Annotated in this window: 19 protein-coding genes; 8 read left to right on the forward strand and 11 right to left on the reverse strand. The window is 42.1% G+C overall.

Annotated elements, in window-relative coordinates; genetic code table 11:
• Window positions 1-47 precede the first annotated feature (47 nt).
• The 5 genes from Q0K96_RS12090 to xrtF all read right to left on the reverse strand — a co-directional run bounded on the left by Q0K96_RS12090 (window position 48) and on the right by xrtF (window position 4,239).
• A complete protein-coding gene (locus Q0K96_RS12090) occupies window positions 48-389 on the reverse strand; it encodes a metal transporter (RefSeq protein ID WP_297334248.1) in 342 nt (113 codons plus the stop codon).
• A 47-nt stretch (window positions 390-436) separates the two neighbouring features.
• Entirely contained in the window at window positions 437-2,704 is a 2,268-nt protein-coding gene (locus Q0K96_RS12095; protein WP_297334249.1) for a TonB-dependent receptor, read from the reverse strand.
• Window positions 2,705-2,773: 69 nt separating this feature from the next.
• Complete coding sequence (locus Q0K96_RS12100; protein ID WP_297334250.1) at window positions 2,774-3,217, reverse strand: hypothetical protein; 444 nt, start codon at window positions 3,215-3,217, stop codon at window positions 2,774-2,776.
• Between the two features lie 55 nt (window positions 3,218-3,272).
• The gene (locus tag Q0K96_RS12105; RefSeq protein ID WP_297334251.1) at window positions 3,273-3,710 is read right to left on the reverse strand and encodes an exosortase F system-associated protein; all 438 of its coding nucleotides are present in this window, start codon (window positions 3,708-3,710) and stop codon (window positions 3,273-3,275) included.
• Entirely contained in the window at window positions 3,694-4,239 is a 546-nt protein-coding gene (xrtF, locus tag Q0K96_RS12110) for an exosortase family protein XrtF (protein ID WP_297334252.1), read from the reverse strand. The genes Q0K96_RS12105 and xrtF overlap by 17 nt, the downstream gene beginning before the upstream one ends.
• Before the next feature lie 84 nt (window positions 4,240-4,323).
• Between xrtF and Q0K96_RS12115 the strand changes: the two genes are divergently transcribed.
• The 3 genes from Q0K96_RS12115 to Q0K96_RS12125 all read left to right on the forward strand — a co-directional run bounded on the left by Q0K96_RS12115 (window position 4,324) and on the right by Q0K96_RS12125 (window position 7,685).
• The gene (locus Q0K96_RS12115; RefSeq protein WP_297334253.1) at window positions 4,324-4,779 is read left to right on the forward strand and encodes a GAF domain-containing protein; all 456 of its coding nucleotides are present in this window, start codon (window positions 4,324-4,326) and stop codon (window positions 4,777-4,779) included.
• 169 nt (window positions 4,780-4,948) lie between these two features.
• A complete protein-coding gene (gene rpsO / locus Q0K96_RS12120) occupies window positions 4,949-5,218 on the forward strand; it encodes a 30S ribosomal protein S15 (protein WP_297334254.1) in 270 nt (89 codons plus the stop codon).
• A 151-nt stretch (window positions 5,219-5,369) separates the two neighbouring features.
• A complete protein-coding gene (locus tag Q0K96_RS12125) occupies window positions 5,370-7,685 on the forward strand; it encodes a polyribonucleotide nucleotidyltransferase (protein WP_297334255.1) in 2,316 nt (771 codons plus the stop codon).
• Window positions 7,686-7,989: 304 nt separating this feature from the next.
• Here Q0K96_RS12125 and Q0K96_RS12130 read toward each other — a convergent pair whose 3' ends face one another.
• Both Q0K96_RS12130 and Q0K96_RS12135 read right to left on the reverse strand, forming a co-directional pair.
• Window positions 7,990-8,592 carry a CDP-alcohol phosphatidyltransferase family protein gene (locus Q0K96_RS12130; protein ID WP_297334256.1) on the reverse strand — a complete coding sequence of 201 codons (603 nt, stop codon included), beginning with the start codon at window positions 8,590-8,592 and terminating at the stop codon, window positions 7,990-7,992.
• A gap of 22 nt (window positions 8,593-8,614) precedes the next feature.
• A complete protein-coding gene (locus tag Q0K96_RS12135; RefSeq protein ID WP_297334257.1) occupies window positions 8,615-9,268 on the reverse strand; it encodes a hypothetical protein in 654 nt (217 codons plus the stop codon).
• Window positions 9,269-9,366: 98 nt separating this feature from the next.
• On the opposite strand from Q0K96_RS12135, the gene Q0K96_RS12140 reads away from it, so the two are divergent.
• Window positions 9,367-10,329 carry a hypothetical protein gene (locus tag Q0K96_RS12140; RefSeq protein ID WP_297334258.1) on the forward strand — a complete coding sequence of 321 codons (963 nt, stop codon included), beginning with the start codon at window positions 9,367-9,369 and terminating at the stop codon, window positions 10,327-10,329.
• 21 nt (window positions 10,330-10,350) lie between these two features.
• On the opposite strand, the gene Q0K96_RS12145 is transcribed toward Q0K96_RS12140, so the two are convergent.
• Window positions 10,351-11,229, reverse strand: coding sequence for a hypothetical protein (locus tag Q0K96_RS12145; RefSeq protein WP_297334259.1), 879 nt, complete (start codon window positions 11,227-11,229; stop codon window positions 10,351-10,353).
• A 59-nt stretch (window positions 11,230-11,288) separates the two neighbouring features.
• Between Q0K96_RS12145 and Q0K96_RS12150 the strand changes: the two genes are divergently transcribed.
• The 4 genes from Q0K96_RS12150 (at window position 11,289) to rpe (ending at window position 13,912) form a co-directional block, all read left to right on the forward strand.
• Window positions 11,289-11,633, forward strand: a complete 345-nt coding sequence (locus Q0K96_RS12150; protein WP_236937601.1) for a TM2 domain-containing protein — start codon at window positions 11,289-11,291, stop codon at window positions 11,631-11,633.
• Window positions 11,634-11,656: 23 nt separating this feature from the next.
• Window positions 11,657-11,971 carry a DUF2752 domain-containing protein gene (locus tag Q0K96_RS12155; protein ID WP_223053037.1) on the forward strand — a complete coding sequence of 105 codons (315 nt, stop codon included), beginning with the start codon at window positions 11,657-11,659 and terminating at the stop codon, window positions 11,969-11,971.
• Between the two features lie 164 nt (window positions 11,972-12,135).
• Window positions 12,136-12,999, forward strand: a complete 864-nt coding sequence (locus Q0K96_RS12160) for a sigma-70 family RNA polymerase sigma factor (protein WP_020212501.1) — start codon at window positions 12,136-12,138, stop codon at window positions 12,997-12,999.
• Between the two features lie 250 nt (window positions 13,000-13,249).
• Entirely contained in the window at window positions 13,250-13,912 is a 663-nt protein-coding gene (rpe, locus tag Q0K96_RS12165) for a ribulose-phosphate 3-epimerase (protein WP_297334260.1), read from the forward strand.
• Between the two features lie 84 nt (window positions 13,913-13,996).
• Here rpe and Q0K96_RS12170 read toward each other — a convergent pair whose 3' ends face one another.
• The 3 genes from Q0K96_RS12170 to Q0K96_RS12180 are packed head-to-tail and all read right to left on the reverse strand — an operon-like array spanning window position 13,997 to window position 19,450.
• Window positions 13,997-15,298: a TolC family protein gene (locus Q0K96_RS12170; protein ID WP_297334261.1), complete on the reverse strand. Its 1,302-nt coding sequence runs from the start codon at window positions 15,296-15,298 to the stop codon at window positions 13,997-13,999.
• 7 nt (window positions 15,299-15,305) lie between these two features.
• Entirely contained in the window at window positions 15,306-18,386 is a 3,081-nt protein-coding gene (locus Q0K96_RS12175) for an efflux RND transporter permease subunit (RefSeq protein WP_297334262.1), read from the reverse strand.
• A 2-nt stretch (window positions 18,387-18,388) separates the two neighbouring features.
• Window positions 18,389-19,450 (reverse strand): efflux RND transporter periplasmic adaptor subunit, encoded by a 1,062-nt coding sequence (locus tag Q0K96_RS12180; RefSeq protein WP_297334263.1) that lies wholly within the window; start codon window positions 19,448-19,450, stop codon window positions 18,389-18,391.
• Window positions 19,451-19,516: the final 66 nt, after the last annotated feature.

A 19,516-nucleotide genomic window follows, 5' to 3' on the forward strand; every position in this document is an offset into this window, starting at 1 on the left:
GCCCCGGCATTATGCCGGGGCTATAATATACTTATGTATGATTTATATTATCCTCTGTCGTACTGGCAGCAGTCGTGCAGCTTTTCATAATCTTTGTCATCTGCCTTAACTGTATCGGTATCGTGGCCGGACTTGGCTATTGCCTTTCGCACATCATCAAGGCTGCATTTGTTTTCATCAATAATAAGATGAAGATCCTGATGATCGGCATGCCAGTCGGCATATTTAACACCTTTAACCCCTAAAGCGGCTTTTTCTATACGTTTTTCGCACATTTCGCAGTTGCCTTTAACCGCTATTTCGTGCTTTGCGTTTTTGTTCTTCTTTTCCTGTGCCTGGGCTGCAAAGCCTGCCAGCACCACTACAAGTATAACAATCAGTTTCTTCATAATCTGTAATTTAAGTTTTGTAAATATAATTAATTGTATCAATTGGTTTATTTTATCTTAAAGCGTAAACCTGCATAATACATTTGCCCAAACACAGGCGCATATACTATAGAAGTATCAAAATGCGGGCCGAAAGGGTTATCTGCCCCTAAAATAGCTTTATCCTGCCTGTAGTTCCCTATATTCTCTCCGCCAACATACACCTCAAACACGCTTGAAAAGCTTCGTGTAATTTGTGCATTCATTAAAGAGAATGAAGGTGAATATTCAGGCATACGGTCTGCAACAGGGTTGCTTCCGGTATATGGCAGGCGCTGTTTGCCCAGCCAGTTGTATGTAAAATCGAACTTCCATTGTTTGCCGCCTTCATGCACGTGGGTTTCATAAGCTAAGTTAGCAAAAAACCTGTGCTTTGGCTGCAACGGCATTTGCTGGTTGCCTGTAGTAAGGTAATCTGTAGCTACGTCATAGTATTTGTATGCAGTACGTATATTAAAATGACGGGTAATTTCATAGTTAAGCTCTGCCTGAAAGCTGTTGGCATAGGCACTGCCACTGCCAACATTATAAAACACTAACTGTTGAGGCGATGCATAAACATCTGCTACTACCTTCTCCTGAAAATCAGTCCTGTAAAAATCTACTATAAATTCGGCATTCCTGTTAAACAATGTAAAGCCCTGCATAAAGCTGAGGCCATAATTCCAGGCAATCTCAGGGTTAAGCCCGTACACGTTTCCGTTATTATCATTTATAGAGAATTGACGCGAACTGCCGAAATACTGCTGGTTTTCAGCAAAAATATTAGCAGCCCTTTTGCCCCTGCCCGCCGAAAGGCGAAGCACGCCCCTCTCCCACGGGTTGTAACGAAGGTGCAGCCTCGGGGTAAAGAAAGCACCCAGGCGGTTGTGCACATCAAAGCGCGCACCGGCTACTATGGTAAGATCATCAGTGTTATCATAAGTATATTCAAAAAATGCACCTACCGAGTTATCTACCCTGTCAAAATCGCGCGATGTTAAACCAATTGAACCCGGCAATGCCACAAACTCGTTATACTTGTCGTAACTGAAGTTTAAACCGGCAGAGAACTTATTAAGCGTATTATTAATAATGGAGTTTAATATCAGGTTAGAGTAAAAACTCTTCTGGTCTATATCATAACGGTTAAAGCCAAAGTAGGAATCCTGCTTGTGCCAGTTATAGGCTGTTTGCAGCCCAATACTCTGGTAAGGCATATCAGGGAATACATATCCCAGTTTTGCCGAAAGGTCCAGTTTATCTGTATCAATTTCAGATCCCCAGTGGTTTGTGGTAAACTTATCAGTATCAGGGTCAAAATCTACTTCGCCGGCCTGCTTTTCATCGCGCATGTAACGTGCGTTTATAAAACTTACCCAGCCTTTTTCGGCGTCGGTGTACTGCCAGCGGTTAATCACGTTAATTTGTTTTGCAAGGGGGTTATCAAGAAAGCCGTCATCATTCATGTCGTTCTTAAATGCACGGGTATTACCATGCACAAAAAGGCTGCTGCTCCATTTATCAGACACCTTTTTATTAAAATGGGTATTCAGCTCAAAACGGCCGCCCATACCGCCATATGCATTCAGGAAAAAAGGTATATCATCAGCAGGCTTTATAAGCTCATAGTTTATTTGTCCTGAAATGCTTTCATATCCGTTGATTACAGGGCCTGCCCCTTTTGTTATCTGTATGCTTTCTACCCATGTGCCCGGCACAAAAGAAAGCCCGTAAGCCTGAGATGCCCCGCGAACCGCAGGTATATTTTCTTCTGCTATAAGCAGGTACGGGCTTGTAAGCCCAAGCATTTTTATCTGCCTTGTACCGGTTAAGGCATCAGAGAAGTTAACATCTACAGATGGGTTGGTTTCAAAGCTTTCGGCAATGTTACAGCAGGCTGCTTTAAGTAACTCTTTACTGCCCATATTGGTTACATTTGCTGCCTCTACATGAGAACGCTGCAGGCTACTACGGGTTTTGTTTACCTCAACCACGTCAAGCTCTCTGCCTTTATCGGGTGTCATGGTATGGGTAATATAGGCAGGGCTGCTCACACTTAGCGTATCGGTTTTATAGCCTATATAGCTTATAACAATTTGTTTGTATTCAGGCTGGTAAGGAAGTTCAAAAAGCCCTTCGCCATCTGTAGAGGCACCTGTAGAAGTATTTAGCCAATATACACTGGCTCCGGGTAGCGGTTGTTTCTGCTCGTCAAGAATTTTACCGCTTAGTGTTTCCTGTGCCTGTGCAAAAGCTGCCGACAACAGAAATACCATTAAAAATATTTTTTGCATAAAATGAGTATGTAATGTTTATAAAATCAATCTATTTCCTGTAAAGGAAAACTGAGTTATAACATTACATCAAGCGTATAAAATATACTTACAGTATAATTTAAAAAGAGGCGGTGCATGAGAGTCACAATAATAAGCGGGACACTCCTGCTTTACAGGCTGTTGCAATTGGTAAAATTGCACAGGCTTCCATTCGTTGATGGTATAAAAACCGGAAAGCTCTAATTGTAACGATTTTACAAGAACAGGATTATCTGCTTTATCCTTTAGCTTTACCAGCTCATTTTTGCAGCAGCTTTTGTGGGTACCATCTGCTGTGCCACAGCATTTCTTGCCTTCTTCTTTAATATGATGATTGTTTACAGGATGTGTGCCGCACGGCTCCTGCAACTTATAAGCCAGCGAAACCTGAGAGATTTCGCCTTTGCAATAATGCACATTAAGTGCGAAGCCCATATTGGCAGCCAATATGAGAAACGACAAAACAAAACTTATGTGCTTTTTTAATTTCATTGCTATGCAAAATTAGCAATTTATCCCTATTATGCAGCGTGTTACGCTATTTTTTTTAATTTCGGATAACTTTCTGGTAGTAAAAAGCAGGTAAGAAAAGTATCAGGAACAGGGGCTGTATAAGAAAGCGCCTTACGTAAAAGAGCAACAGCAGGTTAATATCATCTGCTTTCAACACAGTAAAGAATACAGCCGTAAGCAGCATAAAGAGCCCGCAATACAACATAAAACACAACCTGATTATTGCCCCGTCTTTAAAAACGAGCCACAATATACCAAGTGAAATAAAGCTGTTAAGGAAATAGCGGAAGCCAAGGCCCAGAAAAAGATCAAAGTCGTCCATTTGCGGCAGTGGCGCACCTTCCTTTTTAAAAAAAGGTATAAGTGGGTCGTAAAATAATTCATTCTGAAACAAGCGTACCAGCACCAGCATAACAACCAGCACAACAATACCTAATGCCGAAACAGGGTTTATTTTAATGCTTTTTTCCATAACCTGATATTTTCATTACCCACAACACCCATAAAGCAAAAACAACCCCATATATAAATAACGGAAAAAGTATGTCATGCATCAGCTCTTTATATTCAGGGTAATGATAAAAACCCATAGAAAGCAGGGCCACACGCACAACATTTAGTAAGTGTATAATAACAATGCCTGCCAGTATAAAAAGCGAAGTCCGCTTAAACGTGGTAGAGAAAGCCACTACAAACGCAGCAAACAAAATCATTACGCTCACGGCATTACAGCCTTCCACTACCCTTGCGACAGCTTTATTATTAATAAAGAACCTGTAAGACGGCTGTTCGGGGTGCTCTGTAATATATGCTTCCTGCCCAAGCCACAGCGCCACATCCTGAGATTGCTCTGCAACAATAGTGGTCATACCATCGGCTTCGTTAGCTTCGGCATTATACTGGCTCAGGTAAAGCCAATACAGTACAGAAAGTATAAGGTAGCTAAGCCCGAACTTGATAAGGAACAGAAAGAAAGGGCGGTTTTTTTGCCAGATGCTCATTTACGCTATTTTCAACAAAAATAACAAAAACAGCTAAGGTAAAATAACAGCCAATATGTACTTTTGCAGTAAATATATTTGAATATGACATTTGAAGAGCTAAAACCCAAAGTAACCGACATACTGCACCACGATAATACGCTGCGCGATGAAAAGCTGTTGCAGGTGTGCCACCTGCTAAAAGACAATATAGATTATTATGACTGGGTAGGCTTCTACTTCAGGAACGGAGAGAAAGAAGAACTTATACTGGGACCTTATGCCGGCGAGCCTACAGACCATACTGTTATACCGTTTGGCAAAGGTATATGCGGGCAGGTAGCAGTATCTAACAAAAACTTTGTAGTGCCCGATGTTACCGCACAGGACAATTATATTGCGTGCAGCATAACGGTAAAATCTGAAATTGTGGTACCACTTTTTGTAGATGGCAAAAACATTGGGCAAATAGATATCGACTCTAATATACTGGATGCATTTACCGAAAATGATGAACGTTTCCTTGAGTTTGTAAATGAAGAAGTAGCGAAGCTGTTTTAATTCTGGTTTAAAGTTTAAAGTTTCATGTTTATAAGCCATTGATTATTAAACACAAGTATTAAACTTGAAACTTGAAACTTTACGCTTGCACGAACAGTTTTTTTGTTTACCTTTGCACCCAATCAGGATAGACCTGAGGTTACATAAAAATTATTTAAATAATATTGGCATGTACTTGACTAAAGAAGTTAAAGAACAAATTTTCGCAAAGCACGGCAAAAACGGACAGGACTCAGGTACTGCCGAAGGCCAGATTGCGCTTTTCACATTCAGGATTAACCACCTTACAGAGCACCTTAAAAAAAATCGTCACGATTTTAACACAGAGCGCTCGCTTGTTAAGCTGGTAGGTAAAAGAAGGAGCCTTCTTGACTACCTCAAGAAAAAAGAGATTAACAGGTATCGTGAGATTATCAAAGAATTGAACATCAGAAAATAATCGAGATGAGAAGAGGTGCCCGCGCGCCTCTTTTTGTTTTATTTATATTGCAGAAAAAGTTTTGGTTTTTCATTGGGTTACTACAACAACAACGACACACAACAACACAACTACAACAAACCCATTGTTTAATCAAATGACTTAAAAACGTATGAGTTTAAACGTTATTAAAGAAACTATTGACCTTGGTGATGGACGCTCCATCTCCATCGAGACCGGCAAACTGGCAAAGCAGGCCGATGGTTCAGTAGTTGTTCGCATGGGAGACGCCATGCTGCTTGCCACCGTGGTATCGGCCAGGACTGCCGCACCCGGTATAGACTTTTTACCCCTTACGGTAGATTACCGTGAAAAATTTGCTGCCGCAGGGCGTTTTCCCGGTGGCTTCTTTAAGCGCGAGGCACGCCCAAGCGATGCGGAAGTACTTACCATGCGCCTTGTAGACAGGGTACTGCGCCCTTTGTTTCCGGATGATTACCACGCCGAGACACAGGTAATGATACAGCTGATGAGCCATGACGAAAACGTTATGCCTGATTCGCTTGCGGGCCTTGCCGCCTCTGCAGCGCTTGCCGTATCAGATGTGCCTTTCTACACACTTATATCTGAAGTGCGCGTAGGCCGTGTAAACGGAGAGCTTATCATAAACCCAAGCCGTGAGCAGCTTGCAGAAAGCGACATTGATATGATGATTGGTGCGAGCGCTGACTCTGTTGCAATGGTAGAAGGTGAAATGAAGGAAATATCTGAAGCTGAAATGGTAGAGGCAATTAAGTTTGCACACGAAGCCATCAAGAAACAGATAGAGATTCAGGAACGCTTAAGGGCAGCTGTTAACAAAGGCTTCAGGGAATATGAAGCTGAAGCTAATGATGACGAGCTTAAAGCTAAGATATTTGAACTGAGCTACGAAAAATACTTCGCCATTGCAAAAGAAAGTTCTGCAAAGCATGAGCGTGGTGAAAAGTTTGCCGAAATTAAGGAAGAAATACTGGCTGCTTTTGAAGAGGAGGAACTTCTTGAAAAAGGCGAGCTTATCAGTAAATATCTTAAGCAGTCGCAAAAAGAAGCGGTTCGTAATGTAATATTAGATCTTGGCCTGCGTCTTGACGGACGTAAGACCAACGAGATACGCCCTATATGGTGCGAGGTAGATTACCTGCCTTCACCACACGGTTCAGCATTATTTACACGCGGCGAAACCCAGGCGCTTGCTACGGTAACCCTTGGTACTTCACGCGAGGCTAATGTAATAGACCTTCCGTCAGAACAGGGCGAAGAGCGTTTTTACCTGCACTATAACTTTCCGCCGTTCTCTACAGGTGAAGCAAAACCACTCAGGGGAACTTCAAGGCGTGAAGTAGGCCACGGTAACCTTGCACAACGTGCACTTAAAAACATGCTGCCTTCGGATGTTCCTTATACAATCCGTATAGTATCTGAAGTATTAGAATCTAACGGTTCATCATCTATGGCTACTGTATGTGCAGGTACGCTTGCACTTATGGATGCCGGTATAAAGATGAAAAAACCTGTATCGGGTATAGCAATGGGTCTTATCTCTGATGATAAGACAGGGCGTTATGCCGTGTTAAGCGACATTCTTGGTGATGAAGACCACCTTGGCGATATGGACTTTAAAGTTACAGGTACCGAAGACGGTATTACTGCCTGCCAGATGGACATCAAGATAGAGGGCCTTAACTATGAGATTATGGAGAAAGCCCTTGACCAGGCCCGTGAAGGCCGTATGCACATTCTTGGTAAGCTAACAGAAGTTATTGCCGAGCCGAGGGAAGATGTAAAACGCCACGCTCCTAAAATCATTAAGACCACTATACCGGGTGCATTTATCGGTGCGCTTATTGGCCCTGGTGGTAAAGTAATACAGGAACTGCAAAAGGCTACGGGTACTACAATTGTAATAAACGAAGTGGATGAGCAGGGAGAAGTAGAAATTTTAGGTACAAGCCCTGAAGGAATTAAGGCGGTACTTGATAAGATTGACTCTATCATATTTAAGCCTTCAGTTGGCGAAACGTATGAGGTTAAGGTTATCAAGATGCTTGATTTTGGCGCAGTGGTAGAATATACCCAGGCACCGGGCAACGAAGTGCTGCTACACGTGAGTGAGCTTGCATGGGAGCGTACTGAAAATGTTTCTGACGTGGTTAATATGGGCGATGTATTTGAAGTTAAATATATTGGCATAGACCCTAAAACCCGTAAAGAAAAAGTATCAAGAAAAGCTTTGCTTCCACGCCCGCCAAGGGATGAGAACCGCCCTCCGCGCGAGGACAGGGGACCGAGGGAAGGCGGCGGCAACCGTGATAACCGTAACCGCGACAACCGCAACAGGGATAACCGTGGCGGAAGGGACGACAGGAACTCACGCGACCGTGGCCCGAGGGAAGAACGCAGAAATGATGCGGAAGGCGAAAGCCATAATAATGACTCTCAGGAATAATTATTATTCCCTGAACATAAGTAAAACCCGGTGCATTGCACCGGGTTTTTTCATATAAAGATTTCTACACTAAGGTCGGAAGGGAAACACTAACCCGATATTTCTCAAAAAGTTAGGAATGGAAGATGCTTCCATTTCGAGCGAAACAAAGTGAAGTCGAGAAATCTTTATACAAAACAAGAGATTCCTCCACTGCGGTCGGAATGGAAAACCCAACCTCCACTAGTTCCATTTCAAGCGAAACGAAGTGCAGCCGATAAACCTGATATCCTTATATAAATCCCTGGTATAATAGGAATAAACCTCAACTGTTTAATAACTTATACTTTTTAAAAGGCTTCCCTTTACGGATAAGCCATGCATGGTAACAACTTGGCACATCATGTGTCCATTCAGGCAATAGTAGTATAATGAGGTATACATCTATATGCGAAATTATCCCGAAAACAACTGCCAGCGCAAGTGGCACACCCCCGTTTCCAAATCCGATAATTGATGTTAAAGCAACAAACAGTGTAATACCCCATAGCTTGGAAAGCCATGCGTGCGTACAGGTTTCTTTGCCAAACTTTAAAATGCTGAATACATATGTTGCTGCCTCCATTACAAAAATAGTAATGATAGCATATTTATTGTCTATAATTATCTGCGGGTGCAGCAGCCATGCACACCATCCTGCACAGAGCCAGAACACAAGATCGGTCTGGCTGTCCATGCGCCTTAACTTTGCCGAAGAAACGCCGGTACTGCGCGCCACAATACCGTCAAAAATATCAGATAGTAAGCCCAAGAACAATAATAGAGTTAATGTAAGGGATGCGCTTTTACCATAATAATAGGTTATGCTAATCATTACTGGCCCAAGCAGCAGGCGAAAGAGTATAAGTAATATTGGTAATTTCTTCATAATCTTTTTAAATTAAGTATTTCTAAAGCTTATAAATTACACCCGCGCTAAGGCTGTGTGCGCCAAAGCCACTGCTTACATGGCTGTTAAACTGCCCGTATGGTGAATAGTTATAGTTAATCTGCAAGCCAACATTATCTACCGTAAAACGAAAGCCCTGCCCCAGCGTAAACGTATGGAATGCTTTGAGGTCAGTTTTTTCAAAACTGTTATTATGATTACCTGTAATAGTATATTTATCTTCATACGTTAAAAAGGCATAACCAAAGGTAGAAAGCCATTCCAGCCCTGTTTTGTACTTACCTGCTGATAAGTCATAAACCTTTGCAAGCCTGAAACCCGCTGTACCTCCTGCCCCTTTTAACTTTACGCCATAAGTATTGCCCCTGCTTGTATACATAAACTCATTTGCTTCTTCCAGTGCAAAAGCAGAACCGCCAATATCCAGGTAATTGTTGTCATTAATCCTCCCGCGAACCCATATACCAAGTTCCGGCGAAGCTCCCATTACATCAGCAAGAGCACCTATAGGCACTCTCAGGCCGGGTTCAAAACTCACGTTTTCATTTTTTTTGCGTACATCCTGCGGTAAGTTACTGTTATACGGCGGAGTGTCATATTGTGCAAAACAAAATGTAAAGCTCAAAAGTGCTGCAATCAAATTAAATGTCTTCATAAAAATTTGTTTTATATCTGAAGCAAATCTATTGTGATAAAAACAACTTGAATTGTGACAATAAATAATAATAAACCTTACATTTGTGTTTTTCGCAAATGAGTAATCAGGATAAATTAATTCGTACGATACGAAATCACATACCCCAAAATGCATCTGTAATAGATGAAGTTGCTGCTATACTTAATATTAGCTATGATGCGGCACACAGGCGCATATCGCTGAAAAGTAAATTTTCTATAGAAGAAACAATAGCACTTTGCAAACACTTTTCACTGTCTATGGACCTACTTTTTACCGACAGCAAAAAAGTTATTGTCGAGAAAACTAAAGAAATACAGAGCGAAGCCGATATGGAAGTTTACTTTATGGAATCTGCCCGGCGGCTGGAGTATTTTAAAAATACTGATGGTGCAAAAATGTATTATTCGGCGAAGGACATACCGCTGTTTCATACCATTGGCGGCACACTTCTCTCTAAATTTAAAATGTATGTATGGCTTAACCTGCTTCGTGGTTCGGAAACCGATAATACTTTCGAAAACTTTACGCTAAGCCGCTCATTACTGGAATACAGCACTAAACTTAAAGCTGTTTATGAAAGTGCCGAAGTGCATGAAATATGGAATGATACTACTATAAACAGTACCCTGCAGCAAATTTATTACTATTTCCAGGCGGGGCTTTTAAACCTGCAAAACGCAGAGCTGCTTTGTGCAGACCTTGAAAAGGTACTTACAGAAGTGGAACATAAATGCAGTACTGAAAATGCTAATTACTGTCTGTATTACAACGAGCTTTTAATCCTTAACAATAATGTTTTGATAACCGCTCCCGAAAAGCAGGCGCTTTTTGTACCTTATACTATGCTGGGCTATTTTATAACATCTGATAAGGAAACCTGCACCAATGCAAAGGATTTCTTCCGTCACCAGATACGCAACTCTAAATCGCTGAACCAATCGGGCACCAGAGACCGTAAAATATTCTTTAACAGGGCAAGGCAAAAAACAGCACACTACCTGCTGCGGATGCAGGAGGAGACTCACACAGGGTTATAAAAGAAAAAAATAGCCTTGCGGCTATTCTTTTCTTTTTATCAGTGTTATTGAGGCACTTTCGTTCTGTTTAAGGTTACTCATCAGCTCAACAGTCCTGTCCTTATCTATCAGCCTTATCATAGCGGTATTGGGCGCAACAGTCCCCTCATTAAGGGCAGTTATCTGGAAGGTAGTGGTTTTAGACATATCTATTGTTACAATCCTTTTCTTATTGGTTACTTGGTAATCGCGCAGTATAAACTCACCATTCTGGCGCAGGCTTATCTTGTCGCCATCTTCTTTACCGGCATCCCAGATCTCAAGTAATACCTTGTCAGAATCTACAAACACGTTAAGGTTTTGGTTCTTTATCAGGTTGTTTACCTTCAGGCTGTCAAGTATGGCAACAGGGTTAACTTTACGCTTGGTCTCTTCATCTACTTTACCGGAACGCTGAATTTTCTTATTAAGCTTGTTTAACATCTTATATATTTTGGCGTTGCCAATAAGCGTAATTGTACCGTCAATACACTTTGTATTGTTCTTAAAGAGCCCTTTAAAGTCGCCCTCCATAGCGCTGTTATCGTTTACAAGCTTTACTTTTCCTGTAAAATTGATAAAACAAAACATATCATCACTTATGGGTGACTTAGTGTAAAGGATATCTTTTTCTTTAAAAGTAAACTCTTTTGTCTTCTTATTATAAAAACCTGATACCACATTTTTTGTTTCATGTTCACCGCCAAGGTCTGTAACAGAGTATCCTGTAATTTTTCCGTCCTGTTCGGTAAACACTAACCTGTAGGATATAATTGTCTTATCATCACCATTTAACTTAACACCGCCGTAGTACTCATACTTCTCTTGTGAATAAATAGTTAAAGAAAATATAAAGAAAGTTAAAAGCAGTTTTATTTTCATGTGAAGTTTTTTATATATTTGGCACAAACTTAAAACATTTATCTATGAAATTAAAACTATTGTTTTCACTAGTTGCTGTGCTGATGCTTTCAGTAACGGCTATGTATGCTTCTTTCCCTGTGCAAAGAACTACTACAAACAACGTAACAGTTGTTGAAGAGCAAAATGACGAGCTTTCTTCTCCTGCAGCTGCTGCAAGCGGAAAAAGCCAGGTTATCGCACTTGTTCTTTGTGCTCTTGTAGGTGGTCTTGGTATCCACCGTTTTTACCTTGGCTACACTTGGCAAGGTATCGTTCAGTTACTAACTCTTGGTGGTTGTGGTATCTGGGCTCTTATTGACCTTGTAAGGATCATCACAGGAGATCTTCAGCCTAAGAACGGAAGGTACTCTAAAACACTGTAACAGCTTACCTTTTATAGTAAATAATGATTAAAAAGTTTGTCTTCTATACAAGAGTCTGGGTTACATTGCTGGCTCCGTTTGTATTGTTCCTGTTACCATCTGATTTTTTTGACAAAGGCGAAAGTGTTTGCCTTTCTAAAATGCTGGCCGGTATGGAATGTTATGCCTGCGGATTAACCAGGGCTACCATGCACTTTATTCATTTTGAATTTGCAGAGGCATGGGGCTTTAACAAGCTATCCTTTATAGTAGTGCCACTTTTATTTCCTTTATGGTTAAAAGCGGTATTTGAAGTTCAGGGCAAACAAATGCCGGGGCTTTTAGGCAGACTTACCTAACATAATTTACCAGTAAAGCAACAAACAGAACCAACCCTGCCCGAAACGGCAGGGTTTTTATTTGCCCAAAAGTTAAATTTTAAAAATTTGTTAGCTGTGTGTAACTTTTTCTTTACCTGTTACGTATAACTACCCACATACTTTAAACACTCAGGATTTATTACATGAGACAATTAAAAATAACCAAGCAGGTAACCAACAGGGAAACTGCTTCACTGGACAAATACCTTCAGGAGATTGGAAAAGTAGATTTAATTACTGCGGATGAGGAGGTAGAACTGGCACAACGCATTAAAGCGGGAGACCAGAGGGCACTTGAAAAACTGACTAAAGCTAACCTAAGGTTCGTGGTATCGGTAGCGAAGCAGTACCAAAACCAGGGGTTAACCCTTCCTGACCTTATTAACGAAGGTAACTTAGGACTTATAAAAGCCGCACAGCGTTTTGATGAAACCCGCGGTTTTAAATTTATATCGTATGCCGTTTGGTGGATTCGCCAGTCTATATTGCAGGCTCTTGCAGAGCAGTCAAGGATTGTGCGCCTTCCGCTGAATAAAATCGGCTCTATCAACAAGATCAATAAAATGTATGCTTTGCTTGAGCAAAGTAACGAGCGTGCCCCTTCGGCAGAAGAAATAGCGAAAGAGCTTGACATGACCGTTAACGATGTTAAGGAGAGCATGAAAAACTCGGGCCGCCACCTATCTATGGATGCACCACTTGTTGAAGGTGAAGACTCTAACCTTTATGACGTTTTACGTTCAGGCGAATCGCCAAACCCTGACCGCGAGCTGATTCACGAATCGTTACGCACAGAAATTGAAAGGGCGCTTGAAACGCTTACACCACGTGAGGCTGATGTAGTGCGCCTTTACTTCGGTTTAGGAGACCAGCATCCGATGACGCTTGAGGAAATAGGTGAAACTTTTGACCTTACCCGCGAGCGTGTGCGTCAGATTAAAGAAAAGGCTATCAGGAGGTTAAAGCACACATCACGCAGCAAAATCCTGAAAACCTACTTGGGATAAGCATATTTTCCGAAAATTTTGTTTCAGGAATTTTATATTTTAGCTAAATGTTGTATTTTGGCGCATCAAATAATGAAATTCCGATACTTAAAATATTTAAAGCACTTACAGTTCAATAACTGTTCGTTTTTTGATTGATGATTGAACTCCGGCTGATTACCGGAGTTTTTCTTTTTTACACCTTTTTATATCTGTAAAAATTGCATTATACGCATTATCTTTGCAGCCATACAACAACACAGCATATAACATGAAAAATACCCTTATTGCACCATCGGTGCTTTCGGCAGATTTTGCCAACCTGCAGCACGATATCGAAATGATTAACAATAGTGAGGCCGACTGGTTTCATATTGATATTATGGATGGCGTGTTCGTGCCTAACATATCTTTCGGGATGCCGGTACTGGATGCTATTGCCCGCCATGCCAAAAAAACGATTGATGTGCACCTCATGATTGTTGAGCCAGACCGCTATATAAAAACCTTTGCCGAACTTGGTGCTACAAACCTTAGTGTGCATTTTGAAGCCTGCACACACCTGCACCGCACACTACAGGCTATTAAAGCCGAAGGCATGAAAGCCGGTATAGCAATAAACCCGCATACCAATGTAAGCCTGCTGGAAGATGTTATTAACGACACCGACCTTGTTTGCATGATGAGTGTTAACCCAGGCTTTGGCGGGCAGTCTTTTATAGAAAATACGTATAAAAAAGTAAGGCAGCTAAAAGAGATCATAACACGCAATGGTGCTAATACACTTATAGAGATAGATGGTGGTGTAAGCGATAAAAATGCGGCTAAGCTTGTTGAGGCGGGTGCAGATGTACTTGTAGCCGGTAATTTTGTGTTTAAAAGCGACAACCCTGCCGATACCATAGCAAGCCTAAAGAAAATTGCTTCTGAGTAAAAGATAGTTAAGGATATAAAGCAGCCTCAAAAATTACAGTAATCACTAAAGTGCTGTAAGTAACTGTAATTTTTGAGGCTTTTTTTATTCCAGTTCTATGTTGCCGGCAAGCTCTTTAAGCCTTACTTCTGACATTTTTGCCTGAAACTGTGCCGAACTGTTTCGTGCCATTGCATTTATATAGTTTAACTGCGCCGTGCGCACCTCAAGTGTGGTTATAGTACCTATCCTGAATTTTGCCATGGTAATATCAAGGTTTTCCTCGGCTATCTCCTCGTTACGCGCTTCAAGCTTTACCAGCTCTAAATTGGTAAGATAGGTTTGAAAAGCTGTCATTAACTGTGAGTTTACCGTTTGCTTTTGCTGTTCTATCTGTAGTTGCGAATTATCTATCTGCAGCTTTGCAATCTTTTCGTTGCGATTTTGAAGGAATCCGTTAAAGATATTGATGGAAGCCCCGACACCATAGCTAAATCCTCGCCCGTAGTTCTCTCTCGCAAAGCCAAGGCTCGATTCAGCATCGGTTATAACATAGCCCGTATTTACATTAATCTGCGGATAGCGGTTTGCTCGTACCTGTTTCAGGTTAAGCTCGGCTATACGCTTATTAATAAGGGCAATTTTTATTTCGGGGTTCTGGCTGTCAGCCAAAGATATTAAGTCAACCAGTTTCAGCCTGTCATCAATAATTACAGAATCTGCCACTACAAAATCAGTATCAAGCTTGCGGGCCATTAGTTCGTTGAGATAGGTTTTCGTGTTTTGGTACTGCTCTTTCTGCCTTAAAAAATTGGTTTGGTCGGTATTAAGGTCAACCTGTGCATTAAGTACTTCCAACTTTGCAGCCTTACCAATACTAAACCTGTTCTGGGCGGTTTCTACCCTTTCGTTTGATATAACAATGGCAGTATCAAGCGCTTTTAGCACCTGCTGTTGCTGTACTATATCAAAATATGTTGTCATTACATCGCTAATGCGGTTAAGCACGGTAAGCTTAAGCTCTGTCTCACCTAAATCTTCAAATTCCTTAAGCTGGTCATAACGGGCAAACATGCCGAAACCGTCAAAAATTGTCCAGCCCAGGTTAATACCATACTCCATACGGTTGTTAAGGGCATTATCCAGCTCCTGCACGGTGCCGTCACTCCTCACCTGCCTAGAGTTTTGTATCTGGTTATCCTGCGTAAAAGTCCCGCTAAGGTTGGGTAATAGCCCTGCGTTTGCAAGGCTGACGTTTTGCTCATCAATTTTAAGTTCGTTAGCCGCTATTCTTATTTCGTAATTATTTTTAAGTGCAATGGCAACAGCTTCTTCTACTGTTAAAAGCTCCTGCGCACCGGCAGTAAAGCCAATGCACGCAAAGAGGTATATGATTATACTCCTCATACAGCAATTATAGTTTATCTATATTATCAAACTCCGGCCTGTGCTTCTTCGGCCTCGACCACATGTAATAAATGCCCGGGATAACAAACAGTGTAAGCACCAGCGAGAATATAGTTCCGCCTACAATTACAACACCCATACCGATACGGCTTGTAGAAGCCGCCCCAAGCGACAGTGCAATAGGCAATGCACCCAGTGCAATGGCAAGGCTCGTCATCAAAATCGGGCGAAGGCGCGACTCGGCCGCTTCTACAATGGCATCATATTTTGATTTCCCTTCTTCGCGAAGCTGGTTAGCGAACTCTACGATAAGGATACCGTTTTTAGTTACCAGTCCAATCAGCATAATGGTACCAATCTGGCTGAAGATATTCCAGCTTTGCCCGAAAAGCCATAGCGAAAGCAGTGCCCCGGCAACAGCCATAGGAACGGTAAGTATGATGATGAACGGGTCTATAAAACTTTCAAACTGGCCTGCCAGTATCAGGTAGATGAGCAATAACGCCAACCCGAATGCAAAGAGCGTGTTAGAGCTACTCTCTACAAAATCGCGGGACTCGCCTCCCAAGTCTGTAGTAAAGCTGTCGTCAAGCACCTTTTCCTTTGCCCTTTCCATAGCTTCTATACCATCATTGATACTCATGCCCGGCGCAAGCCCCGCTGATACGGTTGCCGACATAAACCTGTTGTGGTGGTACAGTTGCGGCGGGCTGCTCTGCTCGGTTATGGTAACAAGGTTATCCATTTGTATCAGTTGCCCAGTATCGATCTTTACAAAAATAGAGGTCAGGTCAAGCGGAGCATTGCGGTCTTCTTCCTCAAACTGTCCTATAACCTGGTACTGCTTGCCCTTCATCATAAAATAGCCGAAACGCTGCCCACTAAGCGAAAGCTGCAATGTCTGCGCAACATCCATTAACGATACACCCAGTGTTTGCGCTTTTTCCCTGTCTATGGTCACATTTATTTCGGGCTTGTTAAACTTCAGGTTAAGGTCGGTCATAGAAAATGTCGGGTCGTTATTTACTACCTCCATAAACTGCGGCAGCTTTTCCTCCAGTTTTTCAAAAGTAGGTGCCTGTATAATATACTGTATCGGGAAGCCACCACGCCTGTTAACAGCAATAGTTGGCTGTTGCGATACAGATGTACGTGCTTCAGGATATTGCTTTGTCCACTGTGTAAGCTTCTGTGCTATCTCATCCTGCGAACGCTCACGCTGTCCCGGTTCTGTAAGCGCAATACGCACACGCCCGCTGTTCACAGAGGCAGAACCCCATCCCGGTGAGGTAATAACAAGGCTTACTTTCTTTTCGGGTACCGAATCGTTTATCAGTTTTTCTATCTCCTGCATAAAACGGTCCATATATTCATAAGATGCGCCTTCGGGTGCGGTTATATTCATCCCTACAAAGCTCCTGTCATCATAGGGTGCGGTTTCTTTTGGCAACAGGGTGTAAAATAGCGCTATCAGTCCTATACACCCTATTAGTATAGGGAAGCTCAGCCATTTTTTCTTCATGAAGTCTTTAAGCGAACCGGCATAACCGGCATTCATGCGCTCAAAATACTTCTCGGTAACATTATAAAATTTTGATTTTTTATGTCCGCCGCCTTTAATAAGATAGGCGTTAAGCATAGGCGTGAGTGATAGTGACACAAATGCCGATATAAGCACGGCCGCTGCGATGACGACTCCAAACTCTCGAAAGAGCCTGCCCACGAAACCTTCAAGAAAAATAACAGGAAGGAAAACCGCAGCCAGTGTAATGGATATGGAGAGCACCGCAAAAAATATCTCGTTAGAGCCTTTTATGGCTGCCTCTATGGGCGACATGCCTTCTTCTACCTTTTTAAAGATGTTTTCGGTTACCACAATACCGTCATCTACCACAAGGCCCGTTGCCAGTACTATTGCTAAAAGGGTAAGTACATTTATCGAAAAACCGAAAATATACATGATAAAAAAGGTAGCTATAAGCGATACCGGTATGTCTAACAGGGGTCGCAACGCTATGGCCCAGTCCCTGAAGAAAATATATATAATAAGGGTTACCAGTATAATGGCTATTAAAAGCGTTTCGGCAACCTCATGTACCGATTTCTCAATAAATACGGTGTTGTCTATGGCAATATTAAGTTCGAGGTCTTTTGGCAGGTCTTTCTTCATCTGCTCATACTGCTCATAAAACCTGTCGGCAATTTCAAGATAGTTGGTACCCGGCTGGGGCACTATGGCAAGCCCCACGAGCACCTTGCCATTATTAGTCATTTTTGTTTCAAGATTCTCTGCTTCAAGCGAAGCTCGCCCTACATCGCCAAAGGTAACGATTCGCTCGCCTTCAGTCTTTACAATAATATTATTAAACTCTTCTTCGGTGCTTAAGTTGCCAAGTGTTTTAACGGTAAGCTCTGTATTGTTACCCGTTAACTTTCCTGTAGGAAGCTCTACATTCTGGTTATTAAGGGCTTCGCGCACCTCTGCTACTGTAAGCCCGTATGATGCCAGCTTAAGAGGGTCTATCCAGAGCCTCATGGCATAGGTTTTTTCTCCCCAAACCTGCACGGTACTAACTCCCGGTATAGTTTGCAGCCTTTCGGCAATAACATTCTCGGCATAGTCGCCAATTTCAAGAGGTGTACGTTGTGCGCTCTGCACTGTCATTACAATAATGGGTTCAGAGTCGGCATCCGCTTTAGATACCACAGGTGGTGCATCTATATCTTCAGGCAACTGCCTTATGGCCTGAGACACTTTATCGCGTACATCGTTCGCTGCTTCCTCAAGGTCTTTTTCAAGTTCAAATTCAATATTAATACTGCTCGAACCCTGGTTGCTGGAAGAGGTTATAGTACGGATACCATCTATAGAGTTGATAGCCTTTTCCAACGGCTCTGTTATCTGAGATTCTATGATGTCGGCGTTTGCTCCGGTATAGTTGGTACGTACCGAGATTTGCGCCGGGTCTATAGACGGGAACTCTCGCACACCAAGAAACGTATAGCCAATAATCCCGAACAGGATTATTGCCACATTCATAACTATGGCCAGTACCGGGCGTTTAATACTTAAGGTAGATAAGCTCATAGTTACTGTTTGGTTGTTACCGTTACTTTTACTGGCATTTCATTTTTTAATGATAATATCCCTGTGGTTATTACCGTGTCGCCTTCTTTCAGGCCTTCGGTTACCACTACATCTTTTTCTGTACGTGCTCCTGTTTCTACAGCCACTTCTTTTACTTTTCCGTTTACCGATGTAAAAACTTTTTTGCCACCCTGAACCGGCACTATAGCCTGAGACGGCACTAAAAATGCATCCTGAATAGTTTCGAGCGGCAGCCGGATGCTGGCAAAGGTGCCCGGTATAAGCCTACCTTTGCTGTTATCGGCTATGGCACGCACCCGCAAAGTCCTTGTGGTTTCTTCAATAGCAGGTTCTAAAGCATATATCTTTGCTTTAAATTCTTCTTTACTTCCGGCAACGGTAAAAGTAACCTCTGCACCCTGATTCACTTCAGATGCATATTTTTCGGGTATAGAAAAGGTAATTTTTACTTTACTGCTGTTTACCAGCCTTGCAATTAAGGTTTCGGGTGTAACATAAGTTCCCGGAGAAATATTCCGTAACCCTATTGTTCCGGAAAACGGTGCCCTTACAGATGTTTTTGCTATTTGTGCATTTATAAGCTGGGTTTGTGCCTGTGCTGTTTTAAAATCGGCGCTTGCAATATCATATTCTTCCTGGCTTATGGCCTGCTTTTTTAACAGCAGGTTAGCACGCCTTTCATTTTCCGAAGCAAGCTGCTGCCTGGTGCGCGCCTCTCCTGCCTGTGCCCTTAGCTCAATGTCATTAATCTTTAAAAGTACCTGTCCCTGCTTTACAGTAGTGCCTTCTTCAAAGTATATTTTTTCGGCTATACCCGATACCTCACTTCTTATCTCTACCTGCTCATTGGCTTCTATAGAGCCTGAAAGCGACAGCACATTAGTAAAGGGCTGCGGTTGTACCACTACGCCGCTTACTGCCATTTCCTTTTTGCCACCCCCGCCTTCGGGAGCCTTATTTTTTTTATTTTCAGCAATACGGTAATAAATAAGAGCGCCAATTCCAACAAGAAGCAGTGCGTATACTATGTACTTAATTTTCATTGATTTCAGTAAAAAATGATGCGAAACGCAAATCTAAGTTAATATCTGTTATTTTCAATATAACAG

Source organism: Flavobacterium sp. (assembly GCF_024305175.1).
Lineage (GTDB): Bacteria > Bacteroidota > Bacteroidia > Flavobacteriales > Flavobacteriaceae > Flavobacterium.